We start from the raw sequence: 16,203 nt of genomic DNA, 5'->3' as shown, positions 1-16,203 counted from the left end.
GCATTGCACAATTTTTCATATACACTTACGCACCTTTTTTTGATTGTGCACATGAATGACCGCGCAGCTTATTTCCGACACTTATTTAGATGCCATCGAACGTGCTGGCTATGCCGTTGTTGAAAATGCGATTGATGAAAGCTTAATCGCTGATTTAATGGCTGATTGTTATCGTATTAACCCACATTTCCATACTGCTGGCATTGGCCGTTTGAACGACCAACAAATAGATAAAACCGTTCGTAAAGATAAAACCTACTGGTTTGATAGTTCAAGCCAAGCACAAATTACATATCTTGCGACCATGGAAGCGATAAAAACACAGTTAAACCGTAGTTTTTATTTAGGGTTGTTTGACTATGAATGCCATTATGCAAAGTATCAACAAGGTGACTTTTATAAAAAGCACTATGATGCCTTTAAAGGTCGTTCGAATCGCATTTTCACAACGGTTTGTTACTTAAATACGCCAGAATCTGGCGGTGAGTTGGTGATTTACAAGCCGAAAAGTAAAGATATTGAGATTGTCGTAAAACCTCAAGCCGGCATGCTGGTTATGTTTGAAAGCGAACGCTTTATGCATGAAGTATTACCCGCAAATGATGTTCGCTACTCTATTGCGGGCTGGTTCAGAAAAAATGCGTCGATCAGCGGTATTATCGACCCACCTAGATAATTAAAATGGCAGCGGCAAGGATGCTGCTAAACCGATAAAAATCACTAACCCCACATAATGATTATTCAAAAATGCTTTGAAACAAGGATCTCGCTCTCGTTTATGAATAAGCATTTGTTGATAAAATAAAAACCCAACTGCAGCCACTAACCCCAGCCAATAAGGCAAGGCAAGTTGATGACTCATGCCAATGTAAGCAAGAATCGCGATAAATAAAGCATTGAGTAAAAAGATGATGTGTCTGTCATAGCTTGCAAACAAGATTGCTGTTGACTTGACCCCTATTTTCAAATCGTCATCTCTATCAACCATGGCATACATGGTGTCATAAGCCACAGTCCACACAAGATTCGCAGTAAATAGGAGCCAGGCTTCTAATGGTACAGAACCAATTGATGCCATATAGGCCATTGGAATAGCCCAACTAAATGCAGCACCCAGCACAACTTGCGGTAATTGGGTATAACGCTTCATAAATGGATAACAAAACGCCAGTGCTAAGGCACCAAACGACAGTAATATCGTTGACCACCCGAGCGTTAACACTAAACCAAACGCCACCACAATAAGCAGTACAAATAAGCTTAGAGCTTCACCACTTGAAACTAACCCTGCAGCTAGCGGTCGCTGGGCTGTACGCTTAACTGAGCCATCTATTTTACGATCGGCAAAGTCATTAATTACACAACCAGCACTACGCATCACAAAGACACCCAAACTAAATACCACAAAGTTTAATAAGCTAGGGGTACCAAGCTCAGCCAGCCATAGTGCCCAGTAAGTAGGCCACAATAACAATAAAGTGCCAATTGGCTTATCGGTACGCATTAATTGCTTATAGTAAGGAATATGTGCGACCTGTAATGCAGCTAGCTTCATAGGTATATATAAGCTCCGGGTAAGAAAACTTCTGCTACTAAAAAATGCGCATTAGATAAGCTAAAGACACTGCGTCTTCCCCACAATGAATTAGATGGTAAGCCTAGCTCAGCTGTTAATGCCTGAATGGCGTGCTGCTGCGAAAACTCAGCAACCTCGATTTCTGTGCGAGATAAGCTTGGGTCTTGAAAAATAACATCACCCAGCGGCCTTGTTCCCATACTTAGTAACTGCTGCTTTTTTAATGTATCATCTGCCGGCAACCAACTTTGTGCATAAACTATTGGTTTACCGTCACATAGAAGTAACACTTCGCGGTTTAAAGCCTGACTTAGCGATGTATTTAATAATGCTTGTTGTTCTTCGGTTAAGTCAAAAGGGGCTTCGTTTAAAACTTCAACTGAAAAAGCCTGACAGTGACTTTTAAGCTTGGCCGTTAATGACCCGGCTTCAAGCAGCCAACCTTGTTGTTGCTGCGTTAAATCAAGAAATGCTGAAGCAGGCTGCCAATTTGCAGCTAATGAAACTGGGAATGTGATCACAACGACTCATTATTTTTAAAAACCGTGCAAATGATATCACTGCTGCACGTTTGGCAAAAGTCATGATTTAATCTCAAGCTGGGTTAAAAAACGCAGAACAGCCTGTATCTTAAGTGAATTTGGGTATAGACTAAAAATCATTGAAAGGGTGGAATATTCTTAACTATGAAAAAATCATTGTTATCAATTTACTTGATAAGCATGCTGCTTGTTGGCGCTACAACAAGTTGGTCTGTACGCGCTGAATCAAATGTTGGCTACTTTGGTTTTGAGCCTGACATCATCACTAACTATATAGGTCAAGGTAATAAAAAGCTTGGCTATGTTCGTATTACGGTAGATCTCATGCTCAATGATATGGCTGATATTGCAGTGGTAGAACACCACACTCCGCTATTGCGTGATGCGATCGTTGAAATACTCTCAAAAGAGCCTGAAGAAAACATTAAATCGCTGACCGGCCGCGAAGAAATCAGAAAGCGCTGCACCGAAAAGCTAAAAGCGCTACTAAAACAAGAAACAGGACAAGAGATTGTCAGAGAAGTGTTATTTACTAAGTATTTATATCATTAAAAGTAAAATGGCGGCATAAGCCGCCATTTTTATTTACGCGATTATTTGCGTGAAAGCAGCTTGTCTGACACAGCATAAGCCATACCAGCCAATAACCCCGCTAAATGCGCCCAGTTTGCCATACTCACAGGCAACATATCTACAAAGCCCAGAATAAGCCAAACCAGCATAAAACCAACGATGCTATTACTCACCAATGGCGGCTCTGAAGGTCTCATTGCACTGAAGATCCAACAAAAACCAAGTAAGCCATACACAACGCCGCTTAAGCCACCAAAGTTAGGCCCTACAAGTAAAAACTGCGCCCAATTGCTAATAAATGCCGTCACTAAAAATAAACCCACTAAGGTTAATTTACCGTCGCGTTTTTCTATATCGTTACCCAGCGTCATCCACCAGATCAGATTAAAAATAAGATGAATAGCGCTAAAGTGCACAATGGCAGGTGTAAACCAAGTTAGTGGCTGTGCTGGATCAAACTGCAACATACTGTAAATAGTTTCAAAACCACCTAGCAAGAAAGCAACAAATATAGCTATCGAGACTAAAGTAACCGTACGGTTTAGCCAGCTTAATGCTTTAAAACGAGCTTTTAAATTAAGGGACTGGCCCTGATATGACAAAGGCGATTGTGTACTGCCTACCTGCCATGAAGCTTGTTGGTATTTTTCGTCATGAGGGTTAGCAGCAAACTCCTGCCAAAGTGGTTGAGCTTGATGAAAGTGCTCTGGTGCAACACAAATAATCACAGTTTGCCCATCTTGAGAGCGTAACTCACCATGTAAGCCCTTACTTTTGATGAAATCTATAAAGCCTTGTGCGGCGCGAGGATTATTTATGCTACCCAACTCAATCATCGTTCAATATGCTCCGGAAGTTGCGTCTGCCAAGCACTAAAGCCACCATCCATGCTGTACACGTCTTCAAAACCCTGCTCAACTAAATAGCTAGCAGCACCTTGAGAGCTCACACCATGATAACAAACGATGATGATTGGCTGATCAAACTCTTTATGCATCATAAATTCGCTGATGTTGGCATTTGATAAATGCTCAGCGCCTGGGATATGCCCAGTTTGAAATGAGTTAGGATCGCGAATATCGGCAATCACAACCTCTTCTTTGTCTAACAGCGCAAATGTTTCACTCACTGAAATATGTTTATACGACATAATACTCTCTAAACTAAAAAGGCGGCCAAAGCCGCCTTATCAAATTACTCGGTGTTAATCCCAGTTGAGGATTACTTTACCTGATTGGCCTGAAATCATTGTATCAAAGCCTGCTTGGAAGTCATCCACAGAGAACTGGTGAGTGATAATTGGTTTCAGATCAAGGCCTGATTGAATTAGACTCGCCATCTTGTACCAGGTTTCAAACATTTCACGGCCGTAAATACCTTTAATGATTAAACCTTTGAAAATAACTTGGTTCCAATCAACCGCCATATCTGAAGGTGGAATACCTAACATGGCAATTTTACCACCGTGATTCATGTTGTTTAGCATGCTGTTGAATGCAACCGGCACACCTGACATTTCAAGACCGATATCAAAGCCTTCGGTCATGCCAAGCTCTTTCATAACATCTTCAAGCTTTTCAGTTGCTACGTTTACAGCACGAGTCGCCCCCATTTTACGCGCTAAATCTAGGCGGTATTCGTTCACGTCTGTGATAACCACATGACGTGCACCCACGTGTTTGGCAACAGCGGCTGCCATAATACCAATTGGGCCAGCACCAGTGATTAATACATCTTCACCGACTAAGTCAAACGACAATGCTGTGTGTACTGCATTACCGAATGGGTCAAAGATTGATGCTAGTTCATCAGGAATGTTATCTGGAATTTTAAATGCGTTGAAAGCTGGGATCACAAGGTATTCAGCAAATGCACCTTCACGGTTTACACCAACACCTGTTGTATTACGACATAAATGCACACGACCAGCGCGACAGTTACGACAGTGACCACAGGTAATATGGCCTTCGCCAGAAACACGGTCACCCACTTGGAAACCACGTACTTCCTGACCCATATCAACAACTTCACCTACATATTCGTGGCCAACAACCATTGGCGTAGGAATTGTATTTTGTGCCCACTCATCCCATTTATAAATATGGACATCTGTACCACAAATTGCTGTTTTGCGGATTTTAATAAGCAGATCGTTATGGCCAACTTCAGGCTTTGGCGCATCAGTCATCCAGATCCCTGGTTCTGCTTTTAATTTAGATAATGCTTTCATGATTTACACTCAATTAAACAAAACCGAAGCAAAAGCGTCGGTTTAGGGAATAAAATTAGATAACACCCATTTCTTTACCAATACGGGTAAAGGCAGCAATAGCGGTATCTAATTGCTCTTTTGTATGCGCCGCAGAAATTTGCGTACGGATACGTGCTTGGCCTTTAGGTACTACAGGGAATGAGAAACCTGTTACGTAAATACCTTCAGCAAGTAATTTGTCAGCCATGGCTGAGGCAACTTTAGCATCGCCTAACATGACAGGGATAATAGCGTGGTCTTTACCTGCACAGGTAAATCCTGCTGCTTCCATTTGTTCACGGAAATACTTTGCGTTATCCCAAAGTTTAGCGCGTAACTCGCCGCCATTGCTTAGCATCTCAAGTACTTTAATTGATGCAGTAACAATTGATGGTGCAAGTGAGTTTGAGAAAAGGTAAGGACGAGAGCGTTGGCGTAACCACTCTACAATTTCTTTTTTACCTGATGTATAACCGCCTGATGCGCCACCAAGAGCCTTACCAAGCGTACCTGTGATGATATCAACACGGTCTAGTACACCGCAGTACTCCGGCGTACCTTTACCATTTTCACCAACAAAACCAACAGCGTGAGAGTCATCAACCATCACTAATGCATCATATTTATCGGCAAGATCACAAACCGCTTCAAGATTACAAATTACGCCGTCCATTGAGAAAACACCGTCAGTGGCGATTAGCTTAGTTTTAGCACCCGCTTCATCAGCAGCAATAAGTTGCTTTTCAAGGTCGCTCATGTCGTTATTTGCATAGCGGAAACGCTTTGCTTTACAAAGACGCACACCATCAATGATTGAAGCGTGGTTTAGCGCGTCAGAGATGATTGCATCATCTGGGCCTAAGATTGTTTCGAATAAACCTGCGTTTGCATCAAAACATGATGAGTAAAGAATAGTGTCTTCTGTTTCTAAAAACTCAGAGATCTTTTGTTCTAAAGTTTTATGAATATCTTGAGTACCACAAATAAAGCGTACAGAAGCAACACCAAAACCGTGATCGTCAAGGCCTTGTTGAGCTGCTTTAATTAACTCTGGGCTATTTGCTAAGCCAAGGTAGTTATTAGCGCAAAAGTTAATAACCTTATCACCAGAGGCAACTTCAATTTGAGCCTGTTGCTGTGACGTGATAATACGCTCGCTTTTGTATAAGCCTTCAGCTTTCACTTCATCAATTTGCTGCTGCAACTGATTAAAAAACGCAGATGCTCTCATCTGTAATCTCCACATATTCTTGTATCTAACCAGAAATGATTAGCGTGACTTTAAATTTTGCGCCTATTGTAAAAGCTTAGACGAACAATTGCACTGTTTGCAGTTCGTCGCAGACCGTAAGGGTTGCGAAATAAAACTGGTCTTACCTGCTAAGACTGTAAAATTAAAGCAGGTAACTCAGCTAAAGACTCACAGACTACATCAGCATGTTGTTCTGTTGACTCGGCATAACTTTGCCCTGAGCGGACTAAAACACGGGTAGCGATATTAGCTCTTTCAGCGGCAATGAGGTCACCCAGCTTATCGCCAACCATAATGCTGTGTGATGGGTTGATTTGATGCTCATCAATGGCTTGTAAAAGCATACCCGGGGCAGGCTTGCGACAATTACACTCTTGCAAATAGGCAGGCTCAGCTTTGCTTGGATGGTGCGGACAAAAATAGACATCAAGAATAGTAACGCCGTTACGTAAAAACTCGCCCTTCATCCACTCCGTAAGGTTAGAAAAATCTTGTTCTGAATAATAACCACGGCCAATACCTGACTGGTTAGTTACCACCACAATTTTATAACCAGCATCAGTGAAGGCTTTGCACGCCTCAAATACACCGGGTACAAATTCAAACTCTTCTGGTTTGTATACATAGCCATGATCAATATTGACCACACCATCACGGTCTAAAAATAAAACTTTGCTCATTACAATTGCTCTTTATTTACCACGTGGTCAAACATCGAAATCACCTTTTCAACACTGATTTGCGCCATTAAATCAGCCCCTTTAACACGTGTTCCCCATGGCAGCTCTTGCGCCGTTTTGCCTGTTTGTTCACGTAAATTTTGGTGATACACCTCAACAACATACTCTTGATACAGATAAGGCCCTGTGCGTTTTGGATTTGAATGGGCATACAAACCAATAACAGGTGTTCCAACCGTTACAGCCATATGCGCAGGCCCAGTATCTGGAGCTAACACTAACGCCGCACGCTTCAAAACACATAACAGTTCTTTTAGTTGAGTTTTCCCTACTAAGTTAAGCACAGGTGCCGAACTATGCGCGATAATTTGCTCGGCAAGTTCAATTTCTAAAGGGGTTGGACCGCCAGTAATAACTACCGAAAAGCCTTGTTGATGAGCATGTTCAGCAAGTGCAGCATAACGCTCGGGTAACCAATTACGCTCTTTTTTACTTGCCGCAGGCGAGATAGCAAAAATACGCCCGGCTAAACGTTCTTCACCTAATAGCGCATCGGCTGCTTGTTGGTGCTGCTCGGTAATTGGCATTTGCCACTGAGGTTTGTAATCAGGTGACCCAATTGTTTGAGCAAAGCCTTTAAAGCCTTCTAATACATGCGCTTCAGATTGCGGGGCAATACGCTTATTAATAAACAAGCTATGTAACTCTTTTGAGCGAGGCCAATCAAACCCCACTTTGACCTTTGCAGGAATACAGCGGGCTGCTAGATTCGCTCTGAGTGCGACTTGCATATGTAAGAGCACATCAAATTTACGCCCTTTAAAAGTGTCTTTTAGTTGCTGATAAGCCTGTTTGCCTTGTTTTTTATCGAATACAACAAACTCAACACCTGGTAAATCGGCCAGTAACATGGCCTCAACTTTACCAATCACCCAAGTAATTTTTGCCTTCGGATGTGCCTTTTGAATTGCTTGCACTGCTGATACGGCATGACATACATCACCAATAGCCGAAAGCCTTAAAATACAAATATCTGAATAGGAGGTTGATTGAGTCACGTGCGCCCTTAGCTACAGCAAATAATATGCGATCTTAAATTAACTTGATGCTAATGCAAGCACTTATGCGAAAAGCTAAAAATACGGTAAGATAGCGCTAATTTTATTTAATCTTGAAGTTGTTATGTTTGAAACTCAGCATCTACAAAACACCACCCTTTTGTGTCACCCAGCTTATAAAGATGAGCTCACGCAACAGTGGTTCGATGCCAATTATTGGCAACAACAAGATAAAATAGTTGGCGCAAAAAAGGTCGCGCAACAGCATGGTTTTTTAAACATCAACAGCTTACAGGCGTTCTGCGTCACTATTGGCGCGGTGGGTTAGTAGGTAAGTTACTGAGCGATCAGTACCTATATGTTGGTTTAAAGCAAACTCGTGTCTATAAAGAGTTTACACTGATGATGCGCTTACTTGAGCTTGGCCTAAACGTACCGACACCCATTGCGGCAAAAGTGACCACCCGCGGCTTAATCTATCGCGGCGATATCATTACCGAGGCAGTGACAGGCGCAAAAAGCGTGTTAGATATTTTAATCACGCGTCCACTTAACCAATCTGAACTCAAAGCGATAGCAGTCACCCTCAGCGAGTTTCACAATCATGGCGTCTATCACGCAGATTTAAACATCAATAACATCTTGTTTGATGATACAGGTAAGGTGTTTATCATCGACTTTGACCGCGGTGAAATCAAACAGCCACATGCTAGCTGGCAAACAGAGAATATCAAACGCCTTGCCCGTTCATTTGCGAAAGAGCAAGGCCGTAATGAAGTGATGCATTGGCAGCAAAGTGATTGGCAGTCACTGGTGTGTGACTACCAAGAATTGCTGAACTAATTATCGATTTTGGGCCAATGCTAAATAACTTTCAGCAACTTGTGTTGCTGATATTTTTGATAGTATTTCTGCATCAACAACCTCTGGCTTATCGTTTAACACAGTTTCAATAGCTTGAGTTAAAGCCTCAGGGTTATTTGTAGGAACTAAATACTTGGCTAAATTACCCGTTAAGATTTCTTTTGGTCCATGAGTACAATCGGTGCTTACAACTGGCGTACCCAGTATGAGCGCCTCAATGAGAACAGTAGGTAATCCTTCATAATCGGAACTCAGTACCAAAGCATCAGCACCTTTAATCCAAGCATATGGGTTTTGCTGAAAGCCAGGCAAAATAAGCCTATCTTCAATACCATGTTGGCGACCAAGTTTGGCGGCTTTATTAACTTTATTACATAATAAAACAAGCTTATGGGATGTATTTAAATTTGCAAATGCTGAAAATAAAACATCATGTCTTTTTTGTTTTGCTAAACGACCAACGTGAATAATATAGGGCTCACGTGGTAATCCTAACTCAGTTTCACTCGCTTTTTTGACTATGCTTTGAATATTAAACGGGTTAAAAATTGTTGTGATACTTTGGGGAGTAATCAACTTTTGCTGCTTAATTTCACTTTCAATACCTTCAGAAACACAAATTAAATTTTGTCCTGACAAGCGCTTTTTACTTTTCAGTAAATATTGATAAGCAAATGGTCCAAGTTTCTTTTGTCTATCTAACTCAGCCGTAATTGAGTTATGAATGACATAGAAAACATGTTTAATAGTACTGCAAATTAGCAAATTATTACTACGATCTAAATTTGATAAAACGAGATCAAATTCCCCGTTTTTAGATTGGTATTGTGCAAACCAATTTTCGATACGTTTTACGCTTTTTTTAGTTGCCAGAACCTATCAACTTTTTTTGCTTTATGGTCAAACAAACACTCAACATTTAGCTGTGATGGTAAGGTATATTCAATCGAGTTCGCTAAACTAAGCATGACAACTTCATGTTGTTGAGCCAAAAGCTCGCCAGCCAGCGTCAGCATAACTTTCTCAGCCCCACCACCAACCAAAGAATCAATAACTATGGCAACCTTCATTTAGAAATCCCAAACAATAACTCAGACACCCCTTGCAGCATTTCTTTTTTGGCATTATGCGGTTTTATTTTCGCCAAAACGTTTTTAGTTGCTTGATACGTTGCTGGTACCAATAATTGCTTAACAGCATCACTCAAACTGGCTAACGTTGGATCTGCAGCTAAGGTTAAGTTACTGTCTACACAGTTTTGCAAACGTTTCGGTTGGTCTTTTGAAATTGCTGCAGCAACCGTCGGGACTTTAAGTGAAATAGCTTGTAATAAACTGTCCCCTGCTGATAACACTGCAAATTTAGCATTTGCTAATACACCAACAAATTCACTTGCATGTAAACTTTTTAAAATGATCAGGTTATCATCTTCGGGTAGATTATTTGGGTAGTTTGAACCAAAAACAACAACACCTTTAAGCCCTGTTTCTGTCGCTATTTTCTTGGCTGCTTGATAAAAAACATCAGCAAATAACTGGTTCTTTTCACCGTGCCCACCTGACCCAGCATTGACTAAAAAGTAAGCTTCATTCGTAAGATTTAACTGAGCTAACAATTGGTACGTTTCGGTACTTGATGATTGAGAGAAAAAAGGACCCACATTTACCGGAGGTGACAAAGGAAAAAGCTTGAGCTTTAGTCGCTCACTGAAGCTTATTTTTTCAATACAATAATCGGGTTGGGCAACCCAATGTCTATCTATTAAATTTAAACGATTTAGCTTTAAGCCTTTCGCTCTTTTTTTATTATGCTGTGAAATAAACACCACTTTAGCCCCAGCACGCTTTGCTGTTTTCATTTGGGCGGCTCTACCTGCACAATCAAAAACCACCAAGTTAGGCTTAAATACTTCAATTAATTGATTAACTTTACGTGTTTCCTTTGTCGCTGATTGCTCTATGAGTGTTGTATCAAATGGACAATCAAGGGCGTAATTTGTATGTTTATTTAATAAAAAGTGGATGTCTAAACGATCGGGAAAACACTCATCTAAATAATGAGCAAATGATAACGAACGCATGTATTCACCTATTCCTTCAGATGATGACACGGGGATAAATAAAAGGCGTTTTTTTTCCATTACACTTTAAATTATAAAATTTGCCAGATTATACATCAAATTGAGTTCCTTTTACGATACCTAGACGAATTGCTCGTTGTGAATTATTTACTGCAATCATCATGTAGGGTTGATAGACTTCTAGTCCCAAAAAACAAACCGAGAATTAAGCATTGCCTAAAAAAACACTTTTATTACTCGCTCTTGCTAGCGCATTTAGTCTACCTCTAGCTGCTGAACCTTGGGTTAAACCAGACGATTATGGCTTAAGAGCCGACATTCAATTATTAGCGGATACAGGAGTAATTAAAGCCCCTGTAACTACATATCCACTAATGTGGAATAGCTTTATTGATGAACTAAATGACACCACACTAGAGCAATTACCTAGTTTTCTTCAAGATGCTTTACTTCGTGTAAAGCACAGATATAAAGCCGAAAATACCGAACAGCACAATTTCCATACCGAAGTTTTTCTATCAACAGATACATTACCAGCCACGAGTTTTGGCGCCACCAACACACAAAAATCAGAAGCGACCGTCGCTTATAGTTATTTAGGTGAAAGTTTAGCTGGTAAACTAGCAGTTAATTATCGTTCTGATGGTCGAAAATGCTACTTAGAGGGCATGGATCAATCAGACATAGCTGAAGATCATCAAGCGCTTACTGATTGTGATGATATTACTTTTGACCATAGTTACCTTGCCTATAAAATTGGCAATTGGGTCTTTCGTGCAGGTGCAGTTGAACAATTCTGGGGACCTGGGGTTGACAACAGTTTAATTCTCACAGCGAATAGTAAACCTTTACAAGCTTTCAGCATTAGTCGTGAAAAAGCCACCGCTTTTGAATCAGCTTGGTTGAGTTGGATTGGCCCTTGGAACTTAACAACTCAAATGGCTAAACTTGAATCTTCCCGAGCTGTCCCCGACGCGCTACTTTGGAGTAGCCGAGTGAACTTTCGCCCAATTCAACAACTTGAGGTAGCTCTGAGCTGGTCTGCACAATGGGGGGGATGGTGAGCCCCAATCTATCTCTGAATTTTTTGATATGGTTACAGGTAAAAGTACTTGTCCTGATGGTTCGCAAGACTGTACTGAAGCTGAAAAGTCAAAATTAGGCAACCAACTGGCAGGTATTGATTTACGCTGGTCAGATACTCTCTATTCATACCCGTACGCTATTTATGTAAGTACGATTGGCGAAGACGCTAGTAGCTACTTTAAACCCGCAGACAGAGCGTATTTAGCAGGTGTAGAGACAACAATTCCATTTTCAGATCAAAATATCAAAGTAAACATTGAATACATTGATACTGTGGTTTCATGCTCTGGTGATGAATCTGTACCTGGCGCTGTGATCTCCTATAACTGCTATTACGAGCATGGTAAATACAATTCTGGTTATCGCTATCAAGGGAGAACGATTGGCTCTACATTTGATAACGACACAGAATCTCTGGTACTCACAGTGCTTGGGCAACATAGAAATGGTAACGATTGGCAAGTTAAACTGCGTCAGGTTGATTACAACAACGACAATGTAGATCTTTACCCTAGCAACCCAGATTTAGGACATACAATCACTAAAAATGCCATTGATAGCACACAATTAGAGCTGCGCTACAGAATGTTAGCATTACAAGGAAGAATCTCTTTCGGTGCTCTGGCTGCTAAAAATAAATCATTGGGGGAATCAGACACTGAAACCTCCGCATTTATGAAATATGAAATGAACTTTTAGAATCAAAAAAGCCAACAAATGTTGGCTTTTTTATTAACTTTTAATTTTGCTAATTACATTTGATGTTGAGCAACCATTAAGAAACTCAAGTACTTCGACTTTTCCGCCATGGCGTAAAACATGATCGGCACCGGCAATTTGATCGACAGTGTAATCGCCGCCTTTTACTAGTACATCAGGGCTAATTTGCTCAATAAGCTTAGCTGGCGTGTCATTTTCTTCAATGCTGCCAAATGGAATAACCCAGTCAACTGACGCCAGTGCACTTAATACCATGGCACGTTCATCCAATGGATTAATCGGTCTTTCTGGACCTTTTAAGCGAGTGATTGATTCATCATTATTTAAGCCAACAACAAGTCTGTCACCTCGTGCTTTAGCCTGTGCTAGGTAGCGCACATGGCCTGCGTGAAGAATGTCAAAACAGCCATTAGTGAATACTATTTTTTCACCATTTTGCTTAGCAAACTCAATATGCTGAAGCACATCTTCAAACGGCGTTTGGTAATGCTCGCCAGTTTGCTGTAAATATTGACCAAGCTTACGGCTTAGCTCTTCTGGCGATACGGTTGCGGCACCCAGTTTACCCACCGCAATTCCGGCAGCAAGGTTGGCAATTTCAACCGCATCTTTTGCTGCCATACCCGCACCAAGCATCACGGCAAGCGTCGCGATTACGGTATCGCCGGCGCCAGTAACATCGCTGACTTCAAGCTGCTGGGCCGCAAAATCATGTTTTTCTGCTTGGCTGATTAACGACATACCCTGCTCTGAGCGAGTTAACAACATAGCAGCGATGCCCGCTTCAGTAATTAGCTTACGTGCGCTGTCAGTCAAGTTTTGCTCAGAGTCCGTCAAACCACCAGCAAGCTTAAACTCGTTTAAGTTAGGGGTTATGTAATCAGCACCACGATATAAGCTTAAATCAGATGATTTAGGGTCGATAAGTACCGTTTTACCCGCTTTCTTTGCAACCTGAATCATTTGTTGAATTAAGCTCAAAGAGCCTTTGTTGTAATCAGAAAACAACACAAAATCGTAGTCATCTAAAACCAGCTCTAAACGGTTTAATAACAATTGGCTGTGTTGCTCAGTAAAGCTCTCTTCAAGGTCTAATCGAACAACTTGCTGATGACGGCTGATTACTCGCATTTTAGAAATAGTCGGTAAATCGCAAACACTCACTAATTGCGAATCAATTTTCTCTGAACTTAAAATTGTTTCGAGGATTTGCCCACTTTCATCTTCACCAACTAATCCTAGTAGGCCCACTCTACCATCTAAACGAGCAATATTTTTTGCTACGTTTGCTGCACCACCAGCTTTGTCTTCAAATTTACTGACTTTAACAACAGGTACTGGGGCTTCAGGCGAAATACGTCCTGAATCGCCATGCCAATATCTATCTAGCATGACATCACCAACGACCAAAATACGTGCCTTTGAAAGGTTTTTTAGTAACGCTAAATCCATTACTTTTGCTCCGCTACAACCATATCGATGGCTTCGCATAACCAATGTCCGATGAACATATGCGCTTCTTGGATACGCGCTGTTTCATCATTTTTAATGATAATAGGTAGCTTAGCGATATCTTTTACTTTACCGCCATCTCGGCCTGTTAATGCCACTGTAAAGGCACCAATTTCATTTGCAGCTGCCAGTGCTAGGTTGATGTTAGGGCTAGTACCAGAGGTGGTTAAGCCAATCACTAAATCTTCAGGTTTACATAACGCCTGCACTTGGCGCTCAAATACAGTATCAAAATGATAGTCGTTACTGTGAGCTGTTAAAATTGAGGTATCTGTTGTCAATGCGATTGAAGCTAGTGGACCGCGCTCCAATTTGTAACGCACGACAAACTCAGCAGCTAAATGCTGTGCATCAGCCGCACTACCGCCATTACCAAACCAAATTACCTTACCACCTGCTTGCAAAGCGCTGTGACATGCTTCAAGTAATTGCATCACTTCTGGGTGATAAGTATCCATCGTTTCAAATAACATTTGATGGCGGTTCAAACTTTCTAAGTAGCTTGCTGCTACAGAATCTAATTCAGGCATGAATATCCCTCTTTGGAACAAACTTTGGCAGGAGTAATAATGTTATTATTCCACAGATTTATTTCTTTGTGTTCAGTTTATCGTACTTTTATGAATATCGACTGGATAATTACAGTTATATGTAGACTAACTATTGGCAACAGCTCGATTAGCGTTAAACTACCCTAAAACTCTATATATTAAAAATTATGGCGCGCATTTTATACTCTTTACTTTTATACCTACTAAGCCCACTGGTTGTTTTTTACCTGTATGTTTTACGTGGCAAAAAGAATAAAGGTTACCGTGAGCATTTTGCTGAGCGCTTTGGCTTTTCGAATTTGTCGCATCACGATGTTATTTTCCATTGTGCCTCTGTAGGGGAAGTGTTAGCAGCAACGCCGCTTATTAAGGCCGTTCAATCTGAAAATCCAACACTTACTATTTTAGTAACCTGTAATACCCCAACAGGTCGCGAGCAAATAAAAAATAACTTTAAAGATGCGGTTAGCTGCTGTTATTTACCGATTGATTTTTTCTTCGCTACGAATCGATTTTTAAAACGTATCCAGCCAAAGGTACTATGTATTTTAGAAACTGAGCTTTGGCCAAACCTTATGGCGCAAAGCAACAACACCGGCACAAAAGTACTTGTTTTAAATGCCCGACTTTCAGCTAAATCACAGCAAGGCTACCAAAAGGTAATGCCTTTAACTAAGGTGATAATGCAATCAATTAGCGATCTTGCTAGTCATAATCAAAATGATGCCAAACGTTTTATTGAACTTGGTTTAAAGCCTGAAAAGGCACGCGTATTTGGCTCAATTAAATTTGATATCACGCCTACAGAAGAGCAATTAAATAAAGTTGCAGCACTAAAAAAACAGTATAACAACGAGCGCTTTATCTGGGTTGCAGGCTCCACTCACCCTGTTGAACATGAGCTTATTTTAACTGCTCATGAGAAGCTATTAAAAGCGTTACCCAACGCACTTTTGATTATTGCTCCACGTCACCCAGAGCAATTTGATAAAGTCGCGGAGATATTAAAAAACTCAAATTTGAGCTTTAGTCGTCGCAGTGAAGATAACTATAACAACCAACAGATTGTGTTAGCTGACACGTTAGGTGAGTTACAATGCTTATATGGTGTGGCAAACATCAGCTATGTTGGTGGTAGTTTAATCGAGCGAGGCGGCCACAATCCGTTAGAGTCAGCAGCGTTTTCTGTTGGCGTATTAGCAGGTCCTCATACCTATAACTTTGACCATATTTATCCTGAGCTGATTAGTGCTCAAGGAGCTAAAACCGTTACCGATGAAAATCACCTTGCTGACACACTTATCGCTTTGAGTACTGATCTACAAAAGACGATTAAGCTCGGTCAGCAAGCTCAGAAATGCGTTGCTAACAATCAAGGCGCCATCAGTAAAACGGTTAATTTAATTGAGCATTACTTAGAAAAGTAAGATAGAAAAGTAAAATAGAATAGAGAAATAA

The 16,203-nt window shown here is 40.9% G+C and carries 14 protein-coding genes and 3 pseudogenes; 5 read left to right on the top strand and 12 right to left on the bottom strand.

Annotated features, from left to right (window positions below):
* The first annotated feature begins 55 nt into the window (after positions 1 to 55).
* Positions 56 to 676: a 2OG-Fe(II) oxygenase gene (locus P4S60_RS02550; RefSeq protein WP_063703090.1), complete on the top strand. Its 621-nt coding sequence runs from the start codon at positions 56 to 58 to the stop codon at positions 674 to 676.
* Here P4S60_RS02550 and ubiA read toward each other — a convergent pair whose 3' ends face one another.
* Entirely contained in the window at positions 677 to 1,555 is an 879-nt protein-coding gene (gene ubiA / locus P4S60_RS02545) for a 4-hydroxybenzoate octaprenyltransferase (RefSeq protein ID WP_337114903.1), read from the bottom strand.
* Positions 1,552 to 2,097: a chorismate--pyruvate lyase family protein gene (locus P4S60_RS02540; RefSeq protein ID WP_337114902.1), complete on the bottom strand. Its 546-nt coding sequence runs from the start codon at positions 2,095 to 2,097 to the stop codon at positions 1,552 to 1,554. The genes ubiA and P4S60_RS02540 overlap by 4 nt, the downstream gene beginning before the upstream one ends.
* Positions 2,098 to 2,298: 201 nt before the next feature.
* On the opposite strand from P4S60_RS02540, the gene P4S60_RS02535 reads away from it, so the two are divergent.
* Complete coding sequence (locus P4S60_RS02535; protein ID WP_370626054.1) at positions 2,299 to 2,670, top strand: flagellar basal body-associated protein FliL; 372 nt, start codon at positions 2,299 to 2,301, stop codon at positions 2,668 to 2,670.
* 41 nt (positions 2,671 to 2,711) lie between these two features.
* Here the strand turns inward: P4S60_RS02535 and glpG are convergent, their stop codons facing one another.
* From glpG to P4S60_RS02505, 6 genes are all read right to left on the bottom strand, one after another.
* Positions 2,712 to 3,527 (bottom strand): rhomboid family intramembrane serine protease GlpG, encoded by an 816-nt coding sequence (gene glpG / locus P4S60_RS02530; RefSeq protein WP_337114901.1) that lies wholly within the window; start codon positions 3,525 to 3,527, stop codon positions 2,712 to 2,714.
* Positions 3,524 to 3,841 (bottom strand): thiosulfate sulfurtransferase GlpE, encoded by a 318-nt coding sequence (gene glpE / locus P4S60_RS02525; protein WP_337114900.1) that lies wholly within the window; start codon positions 3,839 to 3,841, stop codon positions 3,524 to 3,526. The genes glpG and glpE overlap by 4 nt, the downstream gene beginning before the upstream one ends.
* 54 nt (positions 3,842 to 3,895) lie before the next feature.
* Positions 3,896 to 4,921, bottom strand: a complete 1,026-nt coding sequence (gene tdh / locus P4S60_RS02520; RefSeq protein ID WP_054551064.1) for an L-threonine 3-dehydrogenase — start codon at positions 4,919 to 4,921, stop codon at positions 3,896 to 3,898.
* Between the two features lie 55 nt (positions 4,922 to 4,976).
* Positions 4,977 to 6,173, bottom strand: coding sequence for a glycine C-acetyltransferase (locus tag P4S60_RS02515; protein ID WP_119852429.1), 1,197 nt, complete (start codon positions 6,171 to 6,173; stop codon positions 4,977 to 4,979).
* A gap of 149 nt (positions 6,174 to 6,322) precedes the next feature.
* Positions 6,323 to 6,874 (bottom strand): D-glycero-beta-D-manno-heptose 1,7-bisphosphate 7-phosphatase, encoded by a 552-nt coding sequence (gene gmhB / locus P4S60_RS02510; RefSeq protein WP_337114899.1) that lies wholly within the window; start codon positions 6,872 to 6,874, stop codon positions 6,323 to 6,325.
* A complete protein-coding gene (locus P4S60_RS02505) occupies positions 6,874 to 7,932 on the bottom strand; it encodes a glycosyltransferase family 9 protein (RefSeq protein WP_337114898.1) in 1,059 nt (352 codons plus the stop codon). The genes gmhB and P4S60_RS02505 overlap by 1 nt, the downstream gene beginning before the upstream one ends.
* Positions 7,933 to 8,056: 124 nt before the next feature.
* On the opposite strand from P4S60_RS02505, the pseudogene P4S60_RS02500 reads away from it, so the two are divergent.
* A pseudogene (locus P4S60_RS02500) lies at positions 8,057 to 8,775 on the top strand (3-deoxy-D-manno-octulosonic acid kinase).
* Here the strand turns inward: P4S60_RS02500 and P4S60_RS02495 are convergent.
* A pseudogene (locus P4S60_RS02495) lies at positions 8,776 to 9,866 on the bottom strand (glycosyltransferase).
* Positions 9,863 to 10,876: a glycosyltransferase family 1 protein gene (locus tag P4S60_RS02490; RefSeq protein WP_337114897.1), complete on the bottom strand. Its 1,014-nt coding sequence runs from the start codon at positions 10,874 to 10,876 to the stop codon at positions 9,863 to 9,865. Before P4S60_RS02490 ends, P4S60_RS02495 begins: the two are co-directional and overlap by 4 nt.
* 212 nt (positions 10,877 to 11,088) lie before the next feature.
* Between P4S60_RS02490 and P4S60_RS02485 the strand changes: the two are divergent.
* Positions 11,089 to 12,661: pseudogene (locus P4S60_RS02485) on the top strand (capsule assembly Wzi family protein).
* Positions 12,662 to 12,694: 33 nt separating this feature from the next.
* Here P4S60_RS02485 and hldE read toward each other — a convergent pair.
* Both hldE and P4S60_RS02475 read right to left on the bottom strand, forming a co-directional pair.
* Complete coding sequence (gene hldE / locus P4S60_RS02480) at positions 12,695 to 14,134, bottom strand: bifunctional D-glycero-beta-D-manno-heptose-7-phosphate kinase/D-glycero-beta-D-manno-heptose 1-phosphate adenylyltransferase HldE (RefSeq protein WP_167658521.1); 1,440 nt, start codon at positions 14,132 to 14,134, stop codon at positions 12,695 to 12,697.
* Complete coding sequence (locus P4S60_RS02475; RefSeq protein WP_063703058.1) at positions 14,134 to 14,724, bottom strand: D-sedoheptulose-7-phosphate isomerase; 591 nt, start codon at positions 14,722 to 14,724, stop codon at positions 14,134 to 14,136. Before P4S60_RS02475 ends, hldE begins: the two co-directional genes overlap by 1 nt.
* A gap of 188 nt (positions 14,725 to 14,912) precedes the next feature.
* On the opposite strand from P4S60_RS02475, the gene waaA reads away from it, so the two are divergent.
* The gene (gene waaA, locus P4S60_RS02470; RefSeq protein ID WP_337114896.1) at positions 14,913 to 16,172 is read left to right on the top strand and encodes a lipid IV(A) 3-deoxy-D-manno-octulosonic acid transferase; all 1,260 of its coding nucleotides are present in this window, start codon (positions 14,913 to 14,915) and stop codon (positions 16,170 to 16,172) included.
* Positions 16,173 to 16,203: the final 31 nt, after the last annotated feature.

This window comes from Pseudoalteromonas sp. Hal040 (genome assembly GCF_037162425.1).
GTDB classification, from domain to species: domain Bacteria; phylum Pseudomonadota; class Gammaproteobacteria; order Enterobacterales; family Alteromonadaceae; genus Pseudoalteromonas; species Pseudoalteromonas gelatinilytica.
Note: the sequence above shows the minus strand (reverse complement) of the source record. Positions and strands in the feature narration are given on the sequence as shown.